This window comes from Algibacter marinivivus, from assembly GCF_003143755.1.
GTDB classification, from domain to species: Bacteria; Bacteroidota; Bacteroidia; order Flavobacteriales; family Flavobacteriaceae; genus Algibacter_B; species Algibacter_B marinivivus.
On record NZ_QFRI01000005.1, the window covers coordinates 82,731 to 101,855 of the forward strand.

Here is a 19,125-nt window from a genome sequence, read left to right on the forward strand (position 1 = left end):
TCTAGTTTAGTTTTACTTGTCTTCTTCTATTAAATCCAACTCAACCTTCAAGTTATCAATTATAAATTCTTGACGTGTTGGTGTGTTTTTTCCCATGTAGAACGATAATAATTCTTCGATAGACATATTATCATCCAACATAATGGGATCTAACCTAATATCATCTCCTATAAAATGTTTGAATTCATCAGGGGATATTTCACCTAAACCTTTAAATCGTGTTATTTCTGGTTTTGGTTTTAACTTTTCTATAGCATCTCTCCTTTCTTGCTCTGAATAACAATATATAGTTTCCTTTTTATTTCGAACTCTAAAAAGTGGGGTTTGCAAAATATATAAATGCCCTTCTTTTATAACTTCTGGAAAAAACTGTAAAAAGAACGTGATTAACAATAAACGAATGTGCATCCCATCTACATCGGCATCAGTAGCTATTACTACATTGTTATAGCGTAAATCTTCAAGAGATTCTTCAATATTAAGAGCTGCCTGTAATAAATTAAACTCTTCGTTTTCGTAAACTATTTTCTTTGTTAGTCCGTAACAATTTAATGGTTTTCCTTTTAGACTGAATACTGCTTGTGTATTTACATCTCGTGATTTTGTAATACTACCTGAAGCTGAATCTCCCTCAGTAATAAATAAAGTGGTTTCTAAATTTCTTTCGTTTTTAGTATCTCCAAAATGCACACGGCAATCGCGTAATTTTTTATTATGAAGGCTTGCCTTTTTTGCTCTATCTTTTGCTAGTTTTCTAATTCCAGATAACTCCTTTCTCTCTCGCTCTGCTTGCAGTATTTTACGTTGAATTTTTTCTGCTGTATCTGCATTTTTATGTAAGTAGTTGTCTAGATTCGTTTTTAAGAAATCATTAATATAAGTTCTAACAGTTGGTAAGTTACCACCCATATCTGTTGACCCTAATTTGGTTTTTGTTTGACTTTCAAAAACAGGCTCCATCACTTTTATAGCAATAGCACTTACAACAGATTTCCTTATATCTGAAGCATCATAATTTTTACCATAGAACTCTCGAATTGTTCTAACTAGAGATTCTCTAAAAGCATTTAAATGCGTCCCTCCTTGCGTAGTATTTTGTCCGTTTACAAAACTATTATACTCTTCGCTGTATTGTGTTTTACTGTGTGTTAAAGCTACTTCAATATCATCCCCACGTAAGTGAATAATTGGGTATAATAAATCCGTTTCAGCTATTTTTTCTGCTAATAAATCTTTTAAACCGTTTTCGCTATAATATTTTTCACCATTAAAAACTATGGTTAAACCAGGGTTTAAATACACATAGTTTTTGAGCATTTTTACAACATACTCACTTCTATACTTATAGTTTTTAAATATGGTTTCATCTGGAACAAATGATACTTTGGTACCTTTTCTTCGAGTAGTATCATCAAGCATATCTTGGTTGGTCAAGTTACCTTGCTCAAATTCGGCAGAAGCAGATTTACCATCTCTATTTGATTCAACTCTAAAATAATTTGAAAGCGCATTTACAGCTTTTGTACCAACACCATTTAAACCAACAGATTTTTTAAAGGCTTTGGAATCGTATTTCCCACCTGTATTCATTTTAGAAACCACATCTACAACTTTTCCTAAAGGAATACCACGCCCATAATCTCGAACAATAACTTTATTCCCTTGTATAGAAATCTCAATGGTTTTTCCAGCGCCCATTACAAACTCATCAATTGAGTTATCTAAAACCTCTTTAAGAAGAATATAGATACCATCATCAGGTGAAGACCCATCTCCGAGTTTGCCAATATACATTCCAGGACGCATACGAATATGCTCTTTCCAATCTAATGAACGGATATTATCTTCGGTATATTTGGTTTGTTCAGCCATAAAAAAGAGAGTGGTTTTATGCTTTCTATTAGTGAAAATACAAGATAGCACGCTAATATAGTACAACCTTTGAAAAAATAAAACAGCTAGCCTACAAAGTAATTAACAATGATAAATCTATTTTGTTGAGAACATATAACTAGCACTTATCAGTCTTCTTTAAAGAAACTAACAGTATTCCCAATATAACTACCAAAGCACCAAATAGTTGCAATAAAGTTAACCTTTCATTTAGAAAAATTGCAGCTAAAATTATAGTAGATATTGGTCCAATACCAGCTACAATTGCAAAGTTTGAAGAACTAATCATTTTAATAGAAGCTGAAACTAAAAACGAGGGAATTACAGTTGCAAATACAGCAATTAAAAAACCTAATGTGTAAACTTCCCATGAAAAACTAAAAAGATTTACTTTACTTATCATGCTGTAATGAATAAACACACAAATACATGAAATAATCATTGCATATGCTGTAAATTTCATAATACCAAACTTTGGAATTAACCAACCGCTCCCTACCAAATAGGATGCATAGGTTATAGCACTTAGTAATATAAAGAATCCTCCTAAATACGTATCTTTTCCAGAAATGGTAACTTCGTTTGAGAATGCAATAACAATTCCTAAATACGTTAGACCTATAGCAAAGGCTTGATTTTTTGTTATGGGCTGTTTTAAAAAGAGTCTATTTAAAATAAGTACAATGGTTGGATATAAAAATAAAATGATGCGCTCTAAACTTGCTTTTATATAAATAAGCCCTACAAAATCGAAATAGCTTGCTAAATAGTAACCTACAAATCCGAAAAACAAAAGCCAGAGATAATCCTTTGAATTTGGCTTATCTACTGATTCTTGATTTCTGTATATGAATGCAATAACAATATAAAATGGAAAAGAAAACAACATGCGCAAAAGCAGAATACTAATAGCATCAACCTTATAATTATATGCTAGTTTTACCATTACTGCTTTAGACGAGAATAGAACAATACCCAATACACCTATTAGAATTCCATACCAAAATTGTTTATTCGTTTGCATAAAACGAATTTAGGCAGGTCTTTTTAGTTTAACAGAACTAAAAAATGAAAATTACGATGTCCAAAGTGAAGTAGAATGCTTTTCTTAAATTAATTCCGCTTTAGTCTTAAGTGCTTTACTTCTTGTTTCAAGAAGTTTTCTCATATAACGCTTAAGAAATATAACATTTGCAAACTTTCCTAAAACCCCAAGAGGCGATTCAAAATAAAATTTATCAATCATTAAAGTCCCTTCTTTAGTTTTCTTAAAAATATGCTCATGTCTAAATGATTTAAAAGCACCAAAAACCATTTCATCTACAAAATAATTAGGGCTATCAAACTCAGTTATTTTAGATGTTAAATGTTGAACAAAACCTAGATGTCTAGCTTCCCAACTCACCCATTCGTCTTTTCCTATTAAGCCACTAATTTTTCCAGCTACAGGTAATTCATCAGTATGTTTTAAAGATTCTTTATGAAAGTCAATATTACGTGCCAAATCAAAGCACACTTGTAAGTCCGCATTAATATGCGTTTGGACTTGTATTAAAGGCATAGCTTTTAAAATAATTGTGGTTGTTGGTTAGGGCCTTTTATTCAAATTAAGACACACTAAAAAACAGATAGTCACAAAAAAAATAAAATTTTTAGAAATCTTAAACGTTAAATAAGAAGTGCATCACGTCACCATCTTTCACGATGTAATTTTTACCTTCTACACGCATTTTACCGGCTTCTTTTACTTTGGCTTCGCTTCCGAAAGATACGTAATCATCGTACCCAATAACTTCAGCGCGAATAAATCCTTTTTCAAAATCGGTATGGATAACACCTGCCGCTTGAGGTGCCGTTGCACCTATATCTACAGTCCAAGCGCGAACCTCTTTAACACCAGCAGTAAAATACGTTTGCTGATTGAGTAATTTATATGCTGAACGAATTAATTTAGCAGATCCTGGCTCTTCTAAACCAATATCTTGAAGAAACATTTGGCGCTCTTCATAATCATCAAGCTCGTTAATATCGGCTTCTGTTCCTACTGCCAATACTAAAACCTCTGCATTTTCGTCTTTAACAGTTTCTTTTACTTGCTCTACATAATCGTTTCCTGAAACCGCGGCACCTTCGTCCACATTACAAACATACATGACAGGTTTATCTGTTATGAATTGCGATGGTACAACAAAATCAGTATAATCATCTTCACTAAACTCTAAAGCTCTTACTGAAGTTCCAGCTTCTAATCCTGTCTTTATTTTTAGTAAGACAGCCTCTTCTTTTTGAGCTTCTTTATTTCCTGTTTTTGCAGCTCGCTTAACTTTATCCAACTTCTTTTCAGTAGTTTCTAAATCTTTAAGTTGCAATTCCATATCGATAGTTTCCTTATCCCTGATTGGATCTACATTACCATCTACGTGCACAATATTATCATTATCAAAACATCTTAAAACATGAAGAATAGCATCAGTCTCGCGAATATTAGCTAAGAATTGATTTCCTAAACCTTCCCCTTTACTTGCACCTTTTACTAATCCTGCAATATCAACTATTTCAACAGTTGCTGGAATTACTTTTTCTGGATTTACTAAGCTTTCTAACTTTTCTAATCGTGGATCTGGAACATTTACTACACCTATGTTTGGTTCAATTGTACAAAACGGAAAGTTTGCACTTTGCGCTTTTGCATTTGATAAACAATTAAACAACGTTGATTTTCCTACGTTTGGTAATCCTACGATACCTGCTTTCATAATTAATTAATTTTGCGAGTGCAAATGTAGTCATTTCCATTATTATTTTTTGTAACAATTTTATGCTTTAATCGTTAGATAGACATAAACCATTTAGAATGAAAAATATTTTTACCCTAACATTTATCTGCCTCACTTGTTTTTATATAGATGCACAAAATATAACAGCAAAACTTGTTGATAAAAATACAGGGGTGCCTATTCAATATGCATCTATAAAAACTGGAAAATATAGTGGTGTGATTTCAAATGAAGAAGGCTACTTCACTATAAATACTGAAAATGAAACGCTTAAAACAATATCCGTCTCTTGCTTAGGCTATCAAAACAAAGAATTGAGTTTAGAAGACATAAAAACTTTAAACTTTATAATAAAACTTGATGAAGCCATTAACGAACTTGGTGAGGTTTACATTAGTAACAAAAACCCAAACGCAGATTCTATAATCTCAAAAGTAAAAAGCAGACTTACTTCAAACTATAAAAGCACCCTAAATAAATACAATATATTTAGAAGGACGACAGATTATGTAGACTTTAAGAATTTAAAATTCGAAATTGAAAAAGCTTCACACGTTAAAAAAAGGAATCTTGAATCTGTAAACAATGATTTACAAGCACTTTCAAACAAAGTCCGAGAAAGCGACATCGTTCAATTTGAAGATTTTAAAGGTGAGTTTTATACGTTTAACAAGGACAGCAGTAAACTTGTAGTAAATAAAGCAACGCAGTTATTAGATTATAAAAATGATTTTTCGATTGAACAAATACAAGAGAAATCACAAAAAATTGTTTTAAAATATCTTGATACTACTAAAACATATAAATTAAAATCTGGTCTTTTTAAAATTGAAGACTCTTTGTCGCTTAAAGATGAAAATTCTGAAGAAAACAATAAAAAAGAATATGAAACATCTTATTTAAATAAGGAAACACGGTCTTTCTTTAAACGCTCGCAGTTTTATAAAAATTCATTTTTAAATAAATTACTTCTTTTTGATTATTACGAATACACTTATGTAGATGTGGCGTATAACAATAATGAGCTTACACACATTATTAGCTTTACACCTAAAAAAGGAAAAGCTAAATACACAGGAAAACTATTTATTAGTGATGACACCTATGCCATAACCCGCGTTGATTACAAATACTATAAAAACAGACATGGCGAAAAACTAAATTTAAGGTTAATATTAGGTATAAAATACATTGAAAACATATGCTCTGGAACGTTTTTATTTGAAAAAGACAGCAGCAATATTTACCATCCAAAATACTTAAAACGCACAACAGGAAGTTACTTCTATGTAAATAGAGATGTGAAATTTATTGAAAACAGCAAAGCAAGAAATAAAGTGAGTTTCAGCTTTAAAATTGAGGGTGATAACAGAAATAAAGAAGAACTTTTATTTACCGCTAATAACAAATTGAGTTTAGCAGATTTTGAATCTATAAAACAAAAAAAAGTAGTGCCTTACAAACAACTAAGCAAATTTGAGAAAACCATTTGGGATAATGAACAAATTATTGAACCATCCTCTGAAATGAAAACGTTTCAAAGTGATTAAAAAGCATAATATTCATTCAGTATAAGTTAGTATATTTACGCCTCTAATTTTGATAAATTTTCTTCTTTGATTATGAAAAAAACTCTTTTTTTATGCTTTGTCATTTTAAGCAACCTTATAATAAATGCGCAAAATAATCTAGAAGTTGAATTCGGTTCTATATTCAAAAATGAGAAAAGACAAATTCCTGTCGATATTATTGGGCAAGATGAAAATGGATATTACATTTTATACTCGGAAGGGAAATTTGGGCAAGGTGATGATATGTTTTTAAGGAAGTTCAACTTAGACCTAACACCCTCTGACAAAGAAATAAATTTAAAAAATGAAACTTACGAAGGAAAATTTAACTCGTTAGGTTTAACTAAACTAAAAAATAAAATCGTTCATGTTTTTTATTTATTGACTGATACTGGAAAAACTTACTATTATCAAAATATTGATTTAACGACTTTCTCTCTTAGTCCCAAAAAAATAATAACTACCGTTTTAAATGATTCTAAAAACGCAAGGAATTCATTGAGTAGATTTTTGATTAGTGATGATGAAAACACCATTACTCTTTTTTATACTATTCCTAATAAAAATAAAGAAACAGCCAAAATAAGAATTCAAACTTTCGATTCTGACTTTAATGAAAAAACAAGTACTTATTACAGTTTTCCTTACAATAATGATGTGCTTTCGTATAGAAGGATATTCACAAATAGTAAAAATGAACTTTTTATACTTTGTAAAAAATATGATTCTTATAAAGTTTTAAATGATGAAAATAATCATCGATATGAATTTCAACTTTATCAAATTAAAAATGATCAATTAGGTTTACTTACTACTATAAGACCAGATAATGTTCATTTAAGAAGTTTAAACACAACACTTATTAATGATGAAGAATTAGCTTTAACAGGCTTATATTCAGAGAAAGATTTATATGCTATGAATGGTATTTATGCATCAAAAATCAACCTTAGTAACGGCGAGGTTACATCATCAAAATATAATAAATATACTTCAGATTTTTTCTCTAAACTCATGGAAGACGGGAAAAAGAAAAATAAGGCCATTGCTAAATACAATGAAGGCAAACGTGCAGACCAAAATTATATTCTTAAGCAAACAATTAAACTTGATAACGATGAGCTTTTAGTACTTGCAGAACAGGTATGGTCTTACTCATATAACTACGCCATAACCTATTATCATCATGATATAGCTGCTATTAGATTAGACCATGAAGGAAATATAATTTGGGCCAATAAAATTGGTAAAAGAAATGATAAACCTAATGTACCAATATATAACTCTTACTATCCTGTTTGTAAAAAAGATAAATTGTTTTTGTTATACAATTGCAATGCTAAAAATATTAACCATAGTAAAGGAAGACTAGCTAATTATTTTACAGATTTTGACAGAGCATTTATGGCAACCCATGTTGATTTAAATACAGGTGATTATAATAGGCAACTATTAATTAAAAATGATCAATTAGAAGGTATTACAATTAGACCTTCGCTATATAATTGGATTGATGATAATACGCTTTTAATGTTTGGTCAGGATATTGATAACCTGAAGAACCAGAGATTTGTGAAAATAAAGTTTGAATAAAAAATCCCGAGCTAAAGCTCAGGATTTAATTATAAATTAATGTTTTTATCAATCTATCCGTCTGGGTGCATAAAACGTTGTTTTGCTAGAAGTTCTTCTTCTGTTTCAACAACATCTTCATCTGGTACACAACAATCAACTGGACATACAGCTGCACATTGTGGCTCATCATGAAACCCTTTACATTCTGTACATTTATCTGGTACAATGTAGTAAAGCTCATCACTTACAGGCTCTTGTGCTTCATCAGCATCAACCTCTGTTCCATTAGTAAGCACTACAGTTCCTTCTAAGCTTGTACCGTCTTTATAGCGCCAATCATCTGCACCTTCATATATTGCTGTATTTGGGCACTCAGGTTCGCAAGCACCACAATTTATACATTCGTCTGTTATTATAATTGCCATAGTAATTTTTTATTTTTAAAATTCAAGAACTCTATTTGAGTTTCCTTAAATTTGCAGTTGCAAAAATAAAGCCAAAACCATTCATAACCAAATTCAGAATGCATTTACAAGAAAGAATTGATGCTTTTGTAAAATTAGGAGATTTTTTAAGGCAATTTTCTAATGAAGTTATACAAAAAGCAGATAATATTGAACATAACGAGATATTCTTCAATGGCTTTAAACACCAACTAAAACTTGCAAAAGAACATAATGGCTGGTTTACTGATGATAATATTACGTTTGCTTTAAAATCGTGGTCTGATGCTTTAACTACTGATAATTTAAGAACTTGGTTAAAGCCATATTCTATTAAAGATTTAAATCCCAGGAATGTAGCAATTATAATGGCAGGTAATATACCTTTGGTAGGCTTTCATGATTTTTTATCGGTGCTCATTTCAGGTCATCATGTTTTAGTAAAACAATCTTCCAACGATAAACATCTTTTACCTTTTTTGGCTAAGTATCTTAAATATGTTGAACCACAATTTAAAGAAACTATAGAATTTACTGAAGAAAAAGTCAAGAATTTTGATGCAGTAATAGCTACTGGAAGTAATAATACAGCACGATATTTTGAATATTACTTTAAAGGGAAACCTTCTATAATAAGAAATAACAGAAATTCAGTTGCTATTCTTTCTGGAAATGAAACTAATGAGGATTTAAAAAACCTATCTGAAGATATTTTTAGATACTACGGATTAGGGTGCAGAAATGTGTCTAAACTCTTTGTTCCAAAAGGCTACAAGTTTGATAAATTTTTTGAAGCTATTTACCATTGGCATCCTATTGTAGAAAAAGCAAAATATGCTAACAATTACGATTATAACAAGGCAGTGTATTTAATGAGTGAATTTGACATGCTTGAAAATGGATTTTTCATGATTAAAGAAGATGAAAGCTTTGCTTCGCCTATTGCAACACTCTTTTATGAATACTATGAAGATGATTCAGAATTAAAAGATGTTTTAAATTCGAAAAAAGACCAAATTCAATGTATTGTTTCAAATGGGTTCACAGAAAATGAAATCGCATTTGGGGCAACTCAAAAACCTCAACTTTGGGATTATGCAGATGATGTTGATTCCATTAAATTTTTATTATCAATTTGACGAAAAAATTATTGAATTCTTAACGATAAATCTTTAATTAATTAAGAACTTTGCATCTTTAAATTTTACTATAAAATGAAGAAACATAACTTTAGTGCAGGACCATGTATTTTACCACCAGAAGTATTATTAAAAGCTTCTCAAGCAGTTGTTGATTTGGACAATAGCGGGTTATCTCTAATAGAAATATCGCATAGAAGCAAAGCTTTTGTTGATATTATGGAAAACGCTAGAGCTTTGGCTTTAGAGCTTCTTGGTTTAGAAGGCAAAGGCTATAAAGCTTTGTTTTTACAAGGTGGTGCAAGTACACAATTCTTAATGGTAGCATTAAACCTTTTAGAAAAAAGAGCTGGTTATTTAAATACTGGTGCTTGGGCAGATAAAGCCATCAAAGAAGCTAAAATTTATGATGACGTTTATGAAGTAGGTTCTTCAAAAAACGCTAACTATAATTATATTCCAAAAGGTTACGAAATTCCTGAGGATTATGATTACTTCCACTGTACTTCTAACAATACGATTTATGGTACTCAAATGAAATCATTTCCACAAACTAATATTCCTTTGGTTTGTGATATGAGTAGTGATATTTTTTCACGTTCATTAGATTTTTCTCAATTTGATTTAATCTATGCAGGAGCTCAAAAAAACATGGGGCCAGCAGGTACTACGTTAGTAGTAGTTAAAGAAGATATTTTAGGGAAAGTATCTCGTAAAATTCCATCAATGATGGATTATAAAGTACACATTAGTAAAGGAAGTATGTTTAACACGCCTCCGGTATTTCCTGTATATACAACTATGTTAACTTTAGAATGGTTAAAAGGACTAGGCGGTATACAAGCTATTGAAAAAGAAAACGAAAAGAAAGCACGCTTAATGTACTCTGAAGTAGATTTAAACCCATTATTCAAAGGTTTTGCTAGTAAAGAAGACCGTTCTAATATGAATGCAACATTTACTTTAGAAAACGAAAACTTAAAAGACACTTTTGAAGCTATGCTTAAAGAAGCTGGTATTAGTGGTGTAAACGGACACAGAAGTGTTGGTGGTTATAGAGCTTCAATGTATAATGCTTTACCACTTGATAGTGTAAAAGCTTTAGTTGAAGTAATGAGTGAATTAGAAAGTAAAGCTTAGAAAATAAATAAAATAAAAATTTAATTTAAAGTTGAAATATTAATCGTTTTCAAAACTTTTACCTTTTAACTTTTACCTTTTAACTTATATAATGAAAGTATTAGCAAACGACGGAATTTCTCAAAGCGGTATTGATGCCTTAGAAAAGGCAGGTTATAACGTAAGTACAACAACAGTAGCGCAAGAACAATTAATTAACTACATCAATGAAAATGATATTTCAGTTTTATTGGTTCGTAGCGCAACTACAGTTCGTAAAGATTTGATTGATGCTTGCCCAGGATTAAAAATTATTGGTCGTGGTGGTGTTGGTATGGATAATATAGATGTTGAATACGCCAGAGAACAAGGACGCAGTGTAATTAATACACCTGCTGCTTCTTCGCATTCGGTTGCAGAATTAGTATTTGGGCACTTATACGGTTTAGCGCGTTTTCTACACAATGCTAATAGAGAAATGCCTCTTGAAGGAGATAGCAATTTTAAAGGTTTAAAGAAAGCTTACGCAAAAGGAACCGAACTTAAAGGAAAAACTTTAGGTGTTTTAGGTTTTGGTCGTATAGGTCAAGCTACAGCTAAAGTAGCACTTGGAGCTGGTATGAAAGTAGTTGCTTTTGATCCGTTTTTAGAAACTGCTAATTTAGAATTAGACTTCTTTGATGGGCAAAAAGTAAGCTTTGATATTAAAACAATTTCTAAAGAAGACGTTTTAAAACAAGCAGATTTTATTACACTTCACGTTCCTGCTCAAAAAGAATATGTTATTGATGAAGCTGAATTTAACATGATGAAAGATGGTGTTATTTTAGCTAACGCAGCGCGTGGTGGTGTTCTTAATGAAGTTGCATTAGTAAAAGCTATTGAAAGTGGAAAAGTAGCAAGAGCTGCTCTTGATGTTTTTGAAAAAGAGCCAAAACCGGAAATGCAATTATTAATGAATCCTGCTTTATCGCTAACACCTCATACAGGTGCAGCAACTAACGAAGCGCAAGATAGAATTGGTACAGAATTAGCATCACAAATTATCAGCATCTTAGGATAAGATAAAGCAAATTGTGACCTAAATAGAATTAACGAGTCCTAACTATAGAAGTTGGGACTTTTTTTGTACATTAAGCTTCCAAATTTTTATAAATATTATTAATTAATTCATAAAAAAAACATGTCAGGAATTTTAGATTTATTAAACAGCGACCTAGGAAAAACTATTATTAGCGGAGTAGCGGGTTCAACAGGACAAGACCAAGCAAAAACGGGAGGCTTATTAAGTATGGCTTTACCAGTTTTGATGAAAGCTATGGAACGTAATGCTTCTACACCTCAAGGAGCAGAAGGATTAATGGGAGCTATTAGTGGTAAACACAACGGAAGTATCTTGGATAATCTTGGTGGTTTATTTGGTGGTGGCGTTGATGATAATGTAAAACAAGATGGCAGCAAAATATTAGGTCATATATTAGGAAATAAAAGATCTGGTGTTGAGCAAGTATTGGGACAAAAATCTGGCATGGATACTGGTGCTGTTGCAGACGTATTAAAAGTTGCCGCTCCAATATTAATGGGTGTTTTAGGAAAACAAGCTAGCCAAAATAATGTTAGTTCTGCAGGAGATTTAAGTGGATTACTTGGAGGATTACTTGGAGGAGCTAGTCAAAGCGGTCCAGTTACTCAAGAGCAAACCTTTCTTGAAAAAATGTTAGATAGTGATGGAGATGGTAGCGTTATTGATGATGTTGCAGGAATGGTATTAGGTCAAGCAACAAAAGGAAAAGGTGGTCTTGGAGGATTACTAGGTGGACTTTTCGGAGGAAAATAAATCTTATCCATTATAAATTTAAAAGCGTTGCGTATATATATGCAACGCTTTTTTTGTTAAAACTAGCTCTAAATCAATATTTAAGGAATGGTTTTTGTAAATTTATTAAGTAAGTAATCAATTTTACTCATTGAAATTAACAGTTAACTCATTCTTCATTTTTAAAATTGATGATGTAATATACATTTGAAAAAGAAAATAACAATTATGAAAAAATTAATTTACATCTTACTCGTTTCAGTTTTTATATTCAATTGTAATACATCAAAAAACACAGCATCAAAAAAAGATGAACGTTTAGAAAGTTTAAAGCAAAATGATACAGTTAAAATTGTAAATGAAGAAGTAGAATACGAAATTATAATTATAGAACCAGGGTTTAATTTTTGGTTAGCTAGTAGAGCGCAACCCAGAGGTTTTTATTCTCAATCGTTCTTAGAAAATAGAAATTTTCAATATGTTATAGAATGGAATCAACGTGTTTTACAACCACAACGCTTTAATACAAATTTGTATGAACTACAAATTGACTATCAGCAGAATATAGATTATGGCTACGAGGTTAATTATGTACTTTACAACTATTTTATTTATTTTCAATTAACCTATAATCAAAGATTAGGGCCATTTGTACCACGTATTTAATTGACTTTACTTATTTTTGTTTAAAAATTGCAAAAGTGGATAAATTAAAGGCGCGTTGGAACATAGAACACAACTGGCAAATTGTTGTAATTCTAATTGTTTTTGCTGTAACTGGATCAACTGCATCCTATATAGGAAAACCTATACTCGCTTTTTTAAATATCACTCCTGAAGCTTTCTCAAGTTTCGGATATTGGACTATTAGAATCCTCTTATTATTTGTGGTTTATCAATTTTTGCTTGTTTTTTTTGGTTGGCTATTTGGTCAACATAAATTTTTCTGGAATTTTGAAAAGAAAATGCTTCGTAGAATTGGTTTTAAACGATTTTTAAATTAATGACTTTGAACAAGGAACATATTGCTTTTAGACTATTAACATTCTTGTTAGTTTCTGCTCTATTGATTCCTTCAACGGTTAAATTAATTCACGTTTTTGAGCATCATGAACATGTAGTTTGTATTGGTGATGATTCAACTCATATCCACAAAGTCGATTTAGATTGTGAATTTCAAAAATTTCAAATAACCAATTATTTTACACCTGTATTAAGCAATTATGATTCAACAGTAGTTGATTATACATATAAAGTATCTTATTTAACATACAAATTTCTTAATAATCATCGACCATTATCATTTTCTTTAAGGGGCCCACCAGTTTTAGTTTAAAATTCAAATTTTAAATTAAAACACGATTCGATGAAACACTATTTATTGGTTGTGGCGCTTTGCTTTTTTAACTTAGCCCATACTCAAAATTGTACATATACTCTTTTAGGTGAAATAAAAGACTTTCATGATGGCACGCCTATGTCTGGTGCAACCATTTATAATGAAACTTCTAACACGTATACATCAGCAGATATTAATGGTAAATTCACCATTGAAAACCTGTGTAATGGAAAACTAGTATTAGTAATATCACACGTTGGGTGTGAAACTAAGCGTTTAGAAGTAGGCATTAATGGAGACACCTACAAAGAGGTTAATATGGAACATCATTTAGAAGAACTGAAAGAGATTACAGTAACTGCAGATACTAAAGATGAGAAAACCTCAATTCAGCAAACAGTTTCAAAAAAACAAATAGAAACTTTTACTGATAAATCATTAGGAGATGTTTTAAACACTGTTAGTGGCGTATCATCTTTAAATACTGGAAATACTATTGTAAAACCCATGATTCATGGGTTACACAGCAGCAGACTTTTAATTGTTAACAATAATGTGCGCCTTTTTGATCAGGAATGGGGAGATGAACATGCCCCAAATATTGATATAAATTCTAGTGGTCGTATTGATGTTATCAAAGGTGCTAATTCACTGATGTATGGAAGTGATGCCATTGGCGGACTAATTTTAATTCGACCAGAAAATTATGCTGTAAAAGACAGTTTGTTTGGAAGTACTTCTGTGTCTTTAAACACTAACGGATGGGGAGGGAATATAAATTCGGAGCTTATAAAAACCTATAAAAATGGTTTTTACACTAAATTTCAAGGCAGTTACAAAACCTTTGGCGATTTTAAGTCTCCTAAATTCAACCTAAGCAATACCGGTTTAAAAAGCATAAATACTTCTGTAAGAGTTGGCTTTAAATCTTTTGAAAAAGGTTTTGATGCTTATTATAGCTTTGTAGACAATACATTGGGTATTCTTAGAGCATCTCATATTGGCAACACTAATGATTTAGTTAGAGCAATAAATAGTGGCGAACCTCAATATGTTGCAAATTTTTCGCATAGTATTGACAACCCTAAGCAATCCATTTTTCACCATTTGGGAAAAATAGAAGCTTATAAGCGTTTTAAAGAATTTGGGAAATTAACACTTCAGTATGATTTTCAAATAAATAGACGTAAAGAGTTTGATTTAAGACGTGGTGAGAGAGCAAATACACCTGTTGTTGACCTTAGGTTATTTACAACATCATTTCAGCCTAATCTGAAAATAGATGCTTATGAAAATCTAAAACTAAATACTGGGTTTCTATTGCGTTATCAACAAAATGATGCCATTTCTGGAACAGGAACGAGTCCTTTAATTCCAGATTATGATAAATATGACTTTGGCATTTATGCAATTGGAACTTATAATTTAAATTTATTTTCAGAAATAAGTACTGGTTTTAGATATGATTTTTCTCGTATTGAAGCTTCTAAAAGGTATAGAGTTACTGATTGGGATGAAACTTACAATTACGACGAATTATTCCCAGAATTTAACTCTGGAATTATTGAATCTTCAGAGTATTTAACAAATCCTGAATTTTCATTTCATAATATATCGGCAAGCTTAGGGTATTTAAGACACATGAGAAACGACTTTGAGTTTACTTTTAACTATGGATTAGCTTCTAGAATGCCAAATCCTTCAGAATTATTTAGTGAAGGGCTACACCATAGTGCTGCCCGAATAGAAATTGGGCAATTAACTATGGAAAAAGAAGTAGCAAATAAGTTTATAGTTTCTTTGGAGCGAAGCAATCAAAATTTTGGTTTTACAATCAGTCCTTACTATAAATATATTTCTAATTTCATACAGCTAATTCCAATAGGTACAACAACAACAGTTAGAGGTGCATTTCCTGTATGGGAATACAATCAAACCAACGCGCAAATTTTTGGCGTTGATGTAGATGTAAACAAAACAATTACCAATAATTTATATTACATTGGTAGCTTAAGCTTATTAAGAGGTGATAATTTATCAGATGATATTCCACTTATTAATATGCCAGCTACAAATTTTTCAAATTCATTAACATATACAAATGAAAAACTAAACCAACTATCAATTGGTTTAACACAAAAAACTGTATTACAACAAAATAGATTTCCAGATTATAATTTTTTCACGTTTGATGCTACACTACAACAAGATGTTTTTGTAAATATTAGCTCAACACCTGCTACCTATACCCTCTTCAATTTTAATAGCTCAGCTAAGTTTAAGGTATTTAAAACAAAAACCTTAAGCGTAGCATTTAATGTAGAAAATCTGTTTAATGTTTCATATAGAGAGCATTTAAACAGACTACGCTATTTTGCTGATGAGTTAGGTAGAAATTTTAACATAAAACTTAAAATAAATTATTAAAACAAAAAAACCATGAATACTTATAAATTAAAAAATATGAAAACAATAAAATTATTAGCCTTACTTTTTATTTCAACCTTAGCTATAAGCTGCTCTAATGACGACGATGGACATGGTGATGACCATGACAGCGAAGAAGAATTAATTACTACAGTAGTTTACACTTTAACCAATAATGCAGATAATACTGATGTAGTTACGCTAACCTTTACAGATTTAGATGGTGAAGGTGGTGCAGATGGAACTTATGATATTTCTGGACCTCTTACAGCAAATGCCACATATACTGGAGGTATTAAACTATGGAATGCTACAGAAAATCCTGCTGAAGATATTACCGAAGAAGTTGAAGGTGAAGCAGATGAGCACGAGTTCTTCTATTCAAATACTGCTGGGTTAACTATTACTAAAACTGACGTTGATGGAAATGGAAACCCTGTTGGTATAGAAACTACTATAGCCACAGGATCTGCAGCAACAGGTAGTATAACAGTAATACTTAAGCATGAACCTACTAAACCTAATAATGGCACATCTTCTGATGCTGGAGGAAGTACAGATGTTGAAGTAACTTTTTCAATTGAAGTTCAGTAGAATCTAATTTTGTAATACAGTTTAATAAAAAAGCAACTAAATTAATTTAGTTGTTTTTTTATTTTAAAATTTTTCAGGTTAAAAACCATGAATTTTTTATGCCTTGAATACCTAATAGCTTTTTAAAGTAAAACCAAAAGTTAAAAATCTATCTTGTTGTTTTTGGTTTTCTATAACTAAACTTTCAAATGACTGAAGATAGTTTATTTTAAAGTTTAAATACTTCCAAAGTGGCAATTCTAAACCTACATCAGCTCGCCATCTAAAATTATCACCCTTTTCTAAAGAAGGCTGAAAGTAATTTTCGTGACTTAATATGACTTTGCTTTTAAATAAATAGTATTTTCCATTAATCCAAATGGTAGAACGAAATGTATTAATGGAGGAATCTCCATTATATTCTGACTTATTAAAGTTAACCTTTTCAAAATTAGTTTGCTCATATTCACTTGAAACAGAAAGTTTAAGCCAATCTTTTTTATTTTTCATGACTTGAAAACTAATACCTGCTCCTAAAAGAGAACGCAAATCAATTTCTCTACGAAAATTGGTACTTACAAAACCTAAAACAAATGGATATATTTTCTTCTCAGGATTAAAATATAAAAAGTTTAGGCTCAATATATCCTCATCAGCCTTTTCCTTTCCGAATTCTTGATAAACATATGAATTTTGCGTTTTGAAAACCCATTTTTTCCAAGGCTTAAAACTCAAATCAGATTTTGCTCTGAAAATTAAAGTTTCTACATTTCCATCCTGCCAAAACCCAGTTAGGGAAAGTTTTGCTTTCAAATTAAGCGAATCGTTTTCGCTTTCGTTAATTTGAGCTGATAGCAAAAGAGGAAACAAGAAAAATATCTGAAAAAACTTTTTCATTCTATTTTTGATGCGAAATTTACGGCTTATAAAAAAACTGAAAATACTTTTTACCTAGAATAGTTAGGCGATTCTTTAGTAATGGTTACATCGTGTGGATGACTTTCGTTAATACCGCTTGCAGTAATCTTAACAAACTGTCCGGTTTCTTTAAGTGCTTCGATATCTTTTGCTCCACAATAGCCCATACCTGCACGTAGGCCTCCAACAAATTGATGAATACTTTCATTTAATTCACCTTTATAAGGCACTCTACCTACAATACCTTCGGGTACTAATTTTTTAATATCATCTTCAACATCTTGAAAATAACGGTCTTTACTACCTTGTTTCATAGCTTCAACAGAACCCATACCACGATAAGACTTAAACTTTCGTCCTTCATAAATTATGGTTTCTCCGGGTGACTCTTTAGTTCCAGCTAAAAGTGATCCTAACATAACCGTATCTGCACCAGCTGCAATGGCCTTTGGAATATCTCCTGTATAACGAATACCTCCATCTGCAATTACTGGAACTCCAGTACCTTTTATAGCCGCAGCAACTTCTAACACTGCAGAAAATTGCGGAAATCCAACACCCGCAACTACACGTGTTGTACATATTGAACCTGGACCAATACCCACTTTTACAGCATCCGCTCCAGCCTCAACTAAATATTTAGCAGCTGTTCCTGTTGCAATATTTCCGACTATAACATCTAGCTTAGGAAATTTAGATTTCACTTCCTTTAAAACTTCAACCACACCTTTAGTGTGTCCATGAGCAGTGTCTATAATAACAGCGTCAACACCAGATTTCACTAACGCTTCTGCTCTATCTACAGCATCACCAGTAACTCCAATAGCTGCTGCAACTCTTAAACGCCCGTACTTATCTTTATTTGCATTTGGCTTTTGGCTAAGCTTAGTTATATCTCTAAACGTTATTAAACCAGATAATTTGAAATTATCATCTACAATTAATAGTTTTTCAATTTTATGCTGTTGAAGTATAGTTTCTGCATCTTTTAAAGACGTTCCTACTGCTGCAGTAACCAAATTTTCACTGGTCATCACCTCCGTAATTGGGCGTTTATTATCATGCTCAAAACGTAAATCTCTATTAGTAACAATACCTTTTAAAGTTCCTTCTTCATCAACTATTGGAATACCTCCAATGCTATACTCAGCCATATACTTTTTGGCATGTTTAACCTTAGCTTTTAATGGTAAAGTAACTGGATCTATAATCATACCGCTTTCTGCACGCTTAACCTTTTTTACTTTTTGTGCCTGAGCTTCAATTGACATATTTTTATGTAACACACCAATACCTCCTTCTTGGGCCATGGCAATAGCCATTTTACTTTCAGTTACCGTATCCATAGCAGCGGATATAATGGGTACATTAATAGTAATGTTACGTGTAAATTTTGTTTGAATATTTACTTCTCTTGGAAGAACTTCAGAAAAAGCTGGGACTAATAGAACGTCGTCGTAGGTTAAACCTTCTCCAACTATTTTGTTTTCGTGTGCAGTCATTTGCAATTACAATTATAATTGCGTGCAAATATA

The 19,125-nt window shown here is 31.4% G+C and carries 18 protein-coding genes; 11 read left to right on the forward strand and 7 right to left on the reverse strand.

From position 1 onward, the window contains the following. Positions 1-12: 12 nt before the first annotated feature. From DIS18_RS14605 to ychF, 4 genes are all read right to left on the reverse strand, one after another. Positions 13-1,872, reverse strand: a complete 1,860-nt coding sequence (locus DIS18_RS14605; RefSeq protein WP_109353827.1) for a DNA topoisomerase IV subunit B — start codon at positions 1,870-1,872, stop codon at positions 13-15. A gap of 139 nt (positions 1,873-2,011) precedes the next feature. Further along, positions 2,012-2,917 carry a DMT family transporter gene (locus DIS18_RS14610; protein ID WP_109353828.1) on the reverse strand — a complete coding sequence of 302 codons (906 nt, stop codon included), beginning with the start codon at positions 2,915-2,917 and terminating at the stop codon, positions 2,012-2,014. Positions 2,918-3,001: 84 nt separating this feature from the next. After that, positions 3,002-3,454, reverse strand: coding sequence for an SRPBCC family protein (locus DIS18_RS14615; protein ID WP_109353829.1), 453 nt, complete (start codon positions 3,452-3,454; stop codon positions 3,002-3,004). A 100-nt stretch (positions 3,455-3,554) separates the two neighbouring features. After that, positions 3,555-4,649, reverse strand: a complete 1,095-nt coding sequence (gene ychF, locus DIS18_RS14620) for a redox-regulated ATPase YchF (protein ID WP_109353830.1) — start codon at positions 4,647-4,649, stop codon at positions 3,555-3,557. Between the two features lie 98 nt (positions 4,650-4,747). Here ychF and DIS18_RS14625 point away from each other — a divergent pair, with 98 nt between their 5' ends. Both DIS18_RS14625 and DIS18_RS14630 read left to right on the forward strand, forming a co-directional pair. Beyond that, complete coding sequence (locus DIS18_RS14625; RefSeq protein ID WP_109353831.1) at positions 4,748-6,220, forward strand: carboxypeptidase-like regulatory domain-containing protein; 1,473 nt, start codon at positions 4,748-4,750, stop codon at positions 6,218-6,220. 72 nt (positions 6,221-6,292) lie between these two features. Next, positions 6,293-7,834 (forward strand): hypothetical protein, encoded by a 1,542-nt coding sequence (locus DIS18_RS14630; RefSeq protein ID WP_109353832.1) that lies wholly within the window; start codon positions 6,293-6,295, stop codon positions 7,832-7,834. A gap of 53 nt (positions 7,835-7,887) precedes the next feature. On the opposite strand, the gene DIS18_RS14635 is transcribed toward DIS18_RS14630, so the two are convergent. Further along, positions 7,888-8,241 carry a 4Fe-4S dicluster domain-containing protein gene (locus DIS18_RS14635; RefSeq protein WP_109353833.1) on the reverse strand — a complete coding sequence of 118 codons (354 nt, stop codon included), beginning with the start codon at positions 8,239-8,241 and terminating at the stop codon, positions 7,888-7,890. Between the two features lie 98 nt (positions 8,242-8,339). Here DIS18_RS14635 and DIS18_RS14640 point away from each other — a divergent pair, with 98 nt between their 5' ends. The 9 genes from DIS18_RS14640 to DIS18_RS14680 all read left to right on the forward strand — a co-directional run bounded on the left by DIS18_RS14640 (position 8,340) and on the right by DIS18_RS14680 (position 16,693). Then, on the forward strand, positions 8,340-9,398 hold the full coding sequence (locus DIS18_RS14640) for an acyl-CoA reductase (protein ID WP_109353862.1): 1,059 nt from the start codon (positions 8,340-8,342) through the stop codon (positions 9,396-9,398). Positions 9,399-9,473: 75 nt separating this feature from the next. Beyond that, entirely contained in the window at positions 9,474-10,538 is a 1,065-nt protein-coding gene (gene serC / locus DIS18_RS14645; RefSeq protein ID WP_109353834.1) for a 3-phosphoserine/phosphohydroxythreonine transaminase, read from the forward strand. Between the two features lie 91 nt (positions 10,539-10,629). Continuing rightward, entirely contained in the window at positions 10,630-11,580 is a 951-nt protein-coding gene (locus tag DIS18_RS14650; protein WP_109353835.1) for a D-2-hydroxyacid dehydrogenase, read from the forward strand. A gap of 120 nt (positions 11,581-11,700) precedes the next feature. Further along, entirely contained in the window at positions 11,701-12,354 is a 654-nt protein-coding gene (locus DIS18_RS14655; RefSeq protein WP_109353836.1) for a DUF937 domain-containing protein, read from the forward strand. A gap of 207 nt (positions 12,355-12,561) precedes the next feature. After that, complete coding sequence (locus DIS18_RS14660; protein ID WP_109353837.1) at positions 12,562-12,999, forward strand: DUF6146 family protein; 438 nt, start codon at positions 12,562-12,564, stop codon at positions 12,997-12,999. 35 nt (positions 13,000-13,034) lie between these two features. Continuing rightward, a complete protein-coding gene (locus DIS18_RS14665; RefSeq protein WP_109353838.1) occupies positions 13,035-13,337 on the forward strand; it encodes a DUF6787 family protein in 303 nt (100 codons plus the stop codon). Beyond that, on the forward strand, positions 13,337-13,669 hold the full coding sequence (locus DIS18_RS14670; protein ID WP_109353839.1) for a hypothetical protein: 333 nt from the start codon (positions 13,337-13,339) through the stop codon (positions 13,667-13,669). Before DIS18_RS14665 ends, DIS18_RS14670 begins: the two co-directional genes overlap by 1 nt. A 30-nt stretch (positions 13,670-13,699) precedes the next feature. Continuing rightward, positions 13,700-16,099, forward strand: coding sequence for a TonB-dependent receptor (locus tag DIS18_RS14675; protein ID WP_109353840.1), 2,400 nt, complete (start codon positions 13,700-13,702; stop codon positions 16,097-16,099). A gap of 36 nt (positions 16,100-16,135) precedes the next feature. Beyond that, positions 16,136-16,693, forward strand: coding sequence for a type 1 periplasmic binding fold superfamily protein (locus tag DIS18_RS14680; RefSeq protein ID WP_109353863.1), 558 nt, complete (start codon positions 16,136-16,138; stop codon positions 16,691-16,693). Between the two features lie 111 nt (positions 16,694-16,804). Here the strand turns inward: DIS18_RS14680 and DIS18_RS14685 are convergent, their stop codons facing one another. After that, positions 16,805-17,569, reverse strand: coding sequence for a DUF481 domain-containing protein (locus DIS18_RS14685; RefSeq protein WP_109353841.1), 765 nt, complete (start codon positions 17,567-17,569; stop codon positions 16,805-16,807). Positions 17,570-17,619: 50 nt separating this feature from the next. Next, a complete protein-coding gene (gene guaB / locus DIS18_RS14690; protein ID WP_109353842.1) occupies positions 17,620-19,092 on the reverse strand; it encodes an IMP dehydrogenase in 1,473 nt (490 codons plus the stop codon). Between the last annotated feature and the right edge of the window lie 33 nt (positions 19,093-19,125).

Excerpts from the sequence above, each read along its gene's own strand:
- DIS18_RS14605 (WP_109353827.1), bottom strand. The coding sequence starts at position 1,872 with ATGGCTGAACAAACCAAATATACCGAAGATAATATCCGTTCATTAGAT.
- DIS18_RS14610 (WP_109353828.1), bottom strand. The coding sequence starts at position 2,917 with ATGCAAACGAATAAACAATTTTGGTATGGAATTCTAATAGGTGTATTG.
- DIS18_RS14615 (WP_109353829.1), bottom strand. The coding sequence starts at position 3,454 with ATGCCTTTAATACAAGTCCAAACGCATATTAATGCGGACTTACAAGTG.
- ychF (WP_109353830.1), bottom strand. The coding sequence starts at position 4,649 with ATGAAAGCAGGTATCGTAGGATTACCAAACGTAGGAAAATCAACGTTG.
- DIS18_RS14625 (WP_109353831.1), top strand. The coding sequence starts at position 4,748 with ATGAAAAATATTTTTACCCTAACATTTATCTGCCTCACTTGTTTTTAT.
- DIS18_RS14630 (WP_109353832.1), top strand. The coding sequence starts at position 6,293 with ATGAAAAAAACTCTTTTTTTATGCTTTGTCATTTTAAGCAACCTTATA.
- DIS18_RS14635 (WP_109353833.1), bottom strand. The coding sequence starts at position 8,241 with ATGGCAATTATAATAACAGACGAATGTATAAATTGTGGTGCTTGCGAA.
- DIS18_RS14640 (WP_109353862.1), top strand. The coding sequence starts at position 8,340 with ATGCATTTACAAGAAAGAATTGATGCTTTTGTAAAATTAGGAGATTTT.
- serC (WP_109353834.1), top strand. The coding sequence starts at position 9,474 with ATGAAGAAACATAACTTTAGTGCAGGACCATGTATTTTACCACCAGAA.
- DIS18_RS14650 (WP_109353835.1), top strand. The coding sequence starts at position 10,630 with ATGAAAGTATTAGCAAACGACGGAATTTCTCAAAGCGGTATTGATGCC.
- DIS18_RS14655 (WP_109353836.1), top strand. The coding sequence starts at position 11,701 with ATGTCAGGAATTTTAGATTTATTAAACAGCGACCTAGGAAAAACTATT.
- DIS18_RS14660 (WP_109353837.1), top strand. The coding sequence starts at position 12,562 with ATGAAAAAATTAATTTACATCTTACTCGTTTCAGTTTTTATATTCAAT.
- DIS18_RS14670 (WP_109353839.1), top strand. The coding sequence starts at position 13,337 with ATGACTTTGAACAAGGAACATATTGCTTTTAGACTATTAACATTCTTG.
- DIS18_RS14675 (WP_109353840.1), top strand. The coding sequence starts at position 13,700 with ATGAAACACTATTTATTGGTTGTGGCGCTTTGCTTTTTTAACTTAGCC.
- DIS18_RS14680 (WP_109353863.1), top strand. The coding sequence starts at position 16,136 with ATGAAAACAATAAAATTATTAGCCTTACTTTTTATTTCAACCTTAGCT.
- DIS18_RS14685 (WP_109353841.1), bottom strand. The coding sequence starts at position 17,569 with ATGAAAAAGTTTTTTCAGATATTTTTCTTGTTTCCTCTTTTGCTATCA.
- guaB (WP_109353842.1), bottom strand. The coding sequence starts at position 19,092 with ATGACTGCACACGAAAACAAAATAGTTGGAGAAGGTTTAACCTACGAC.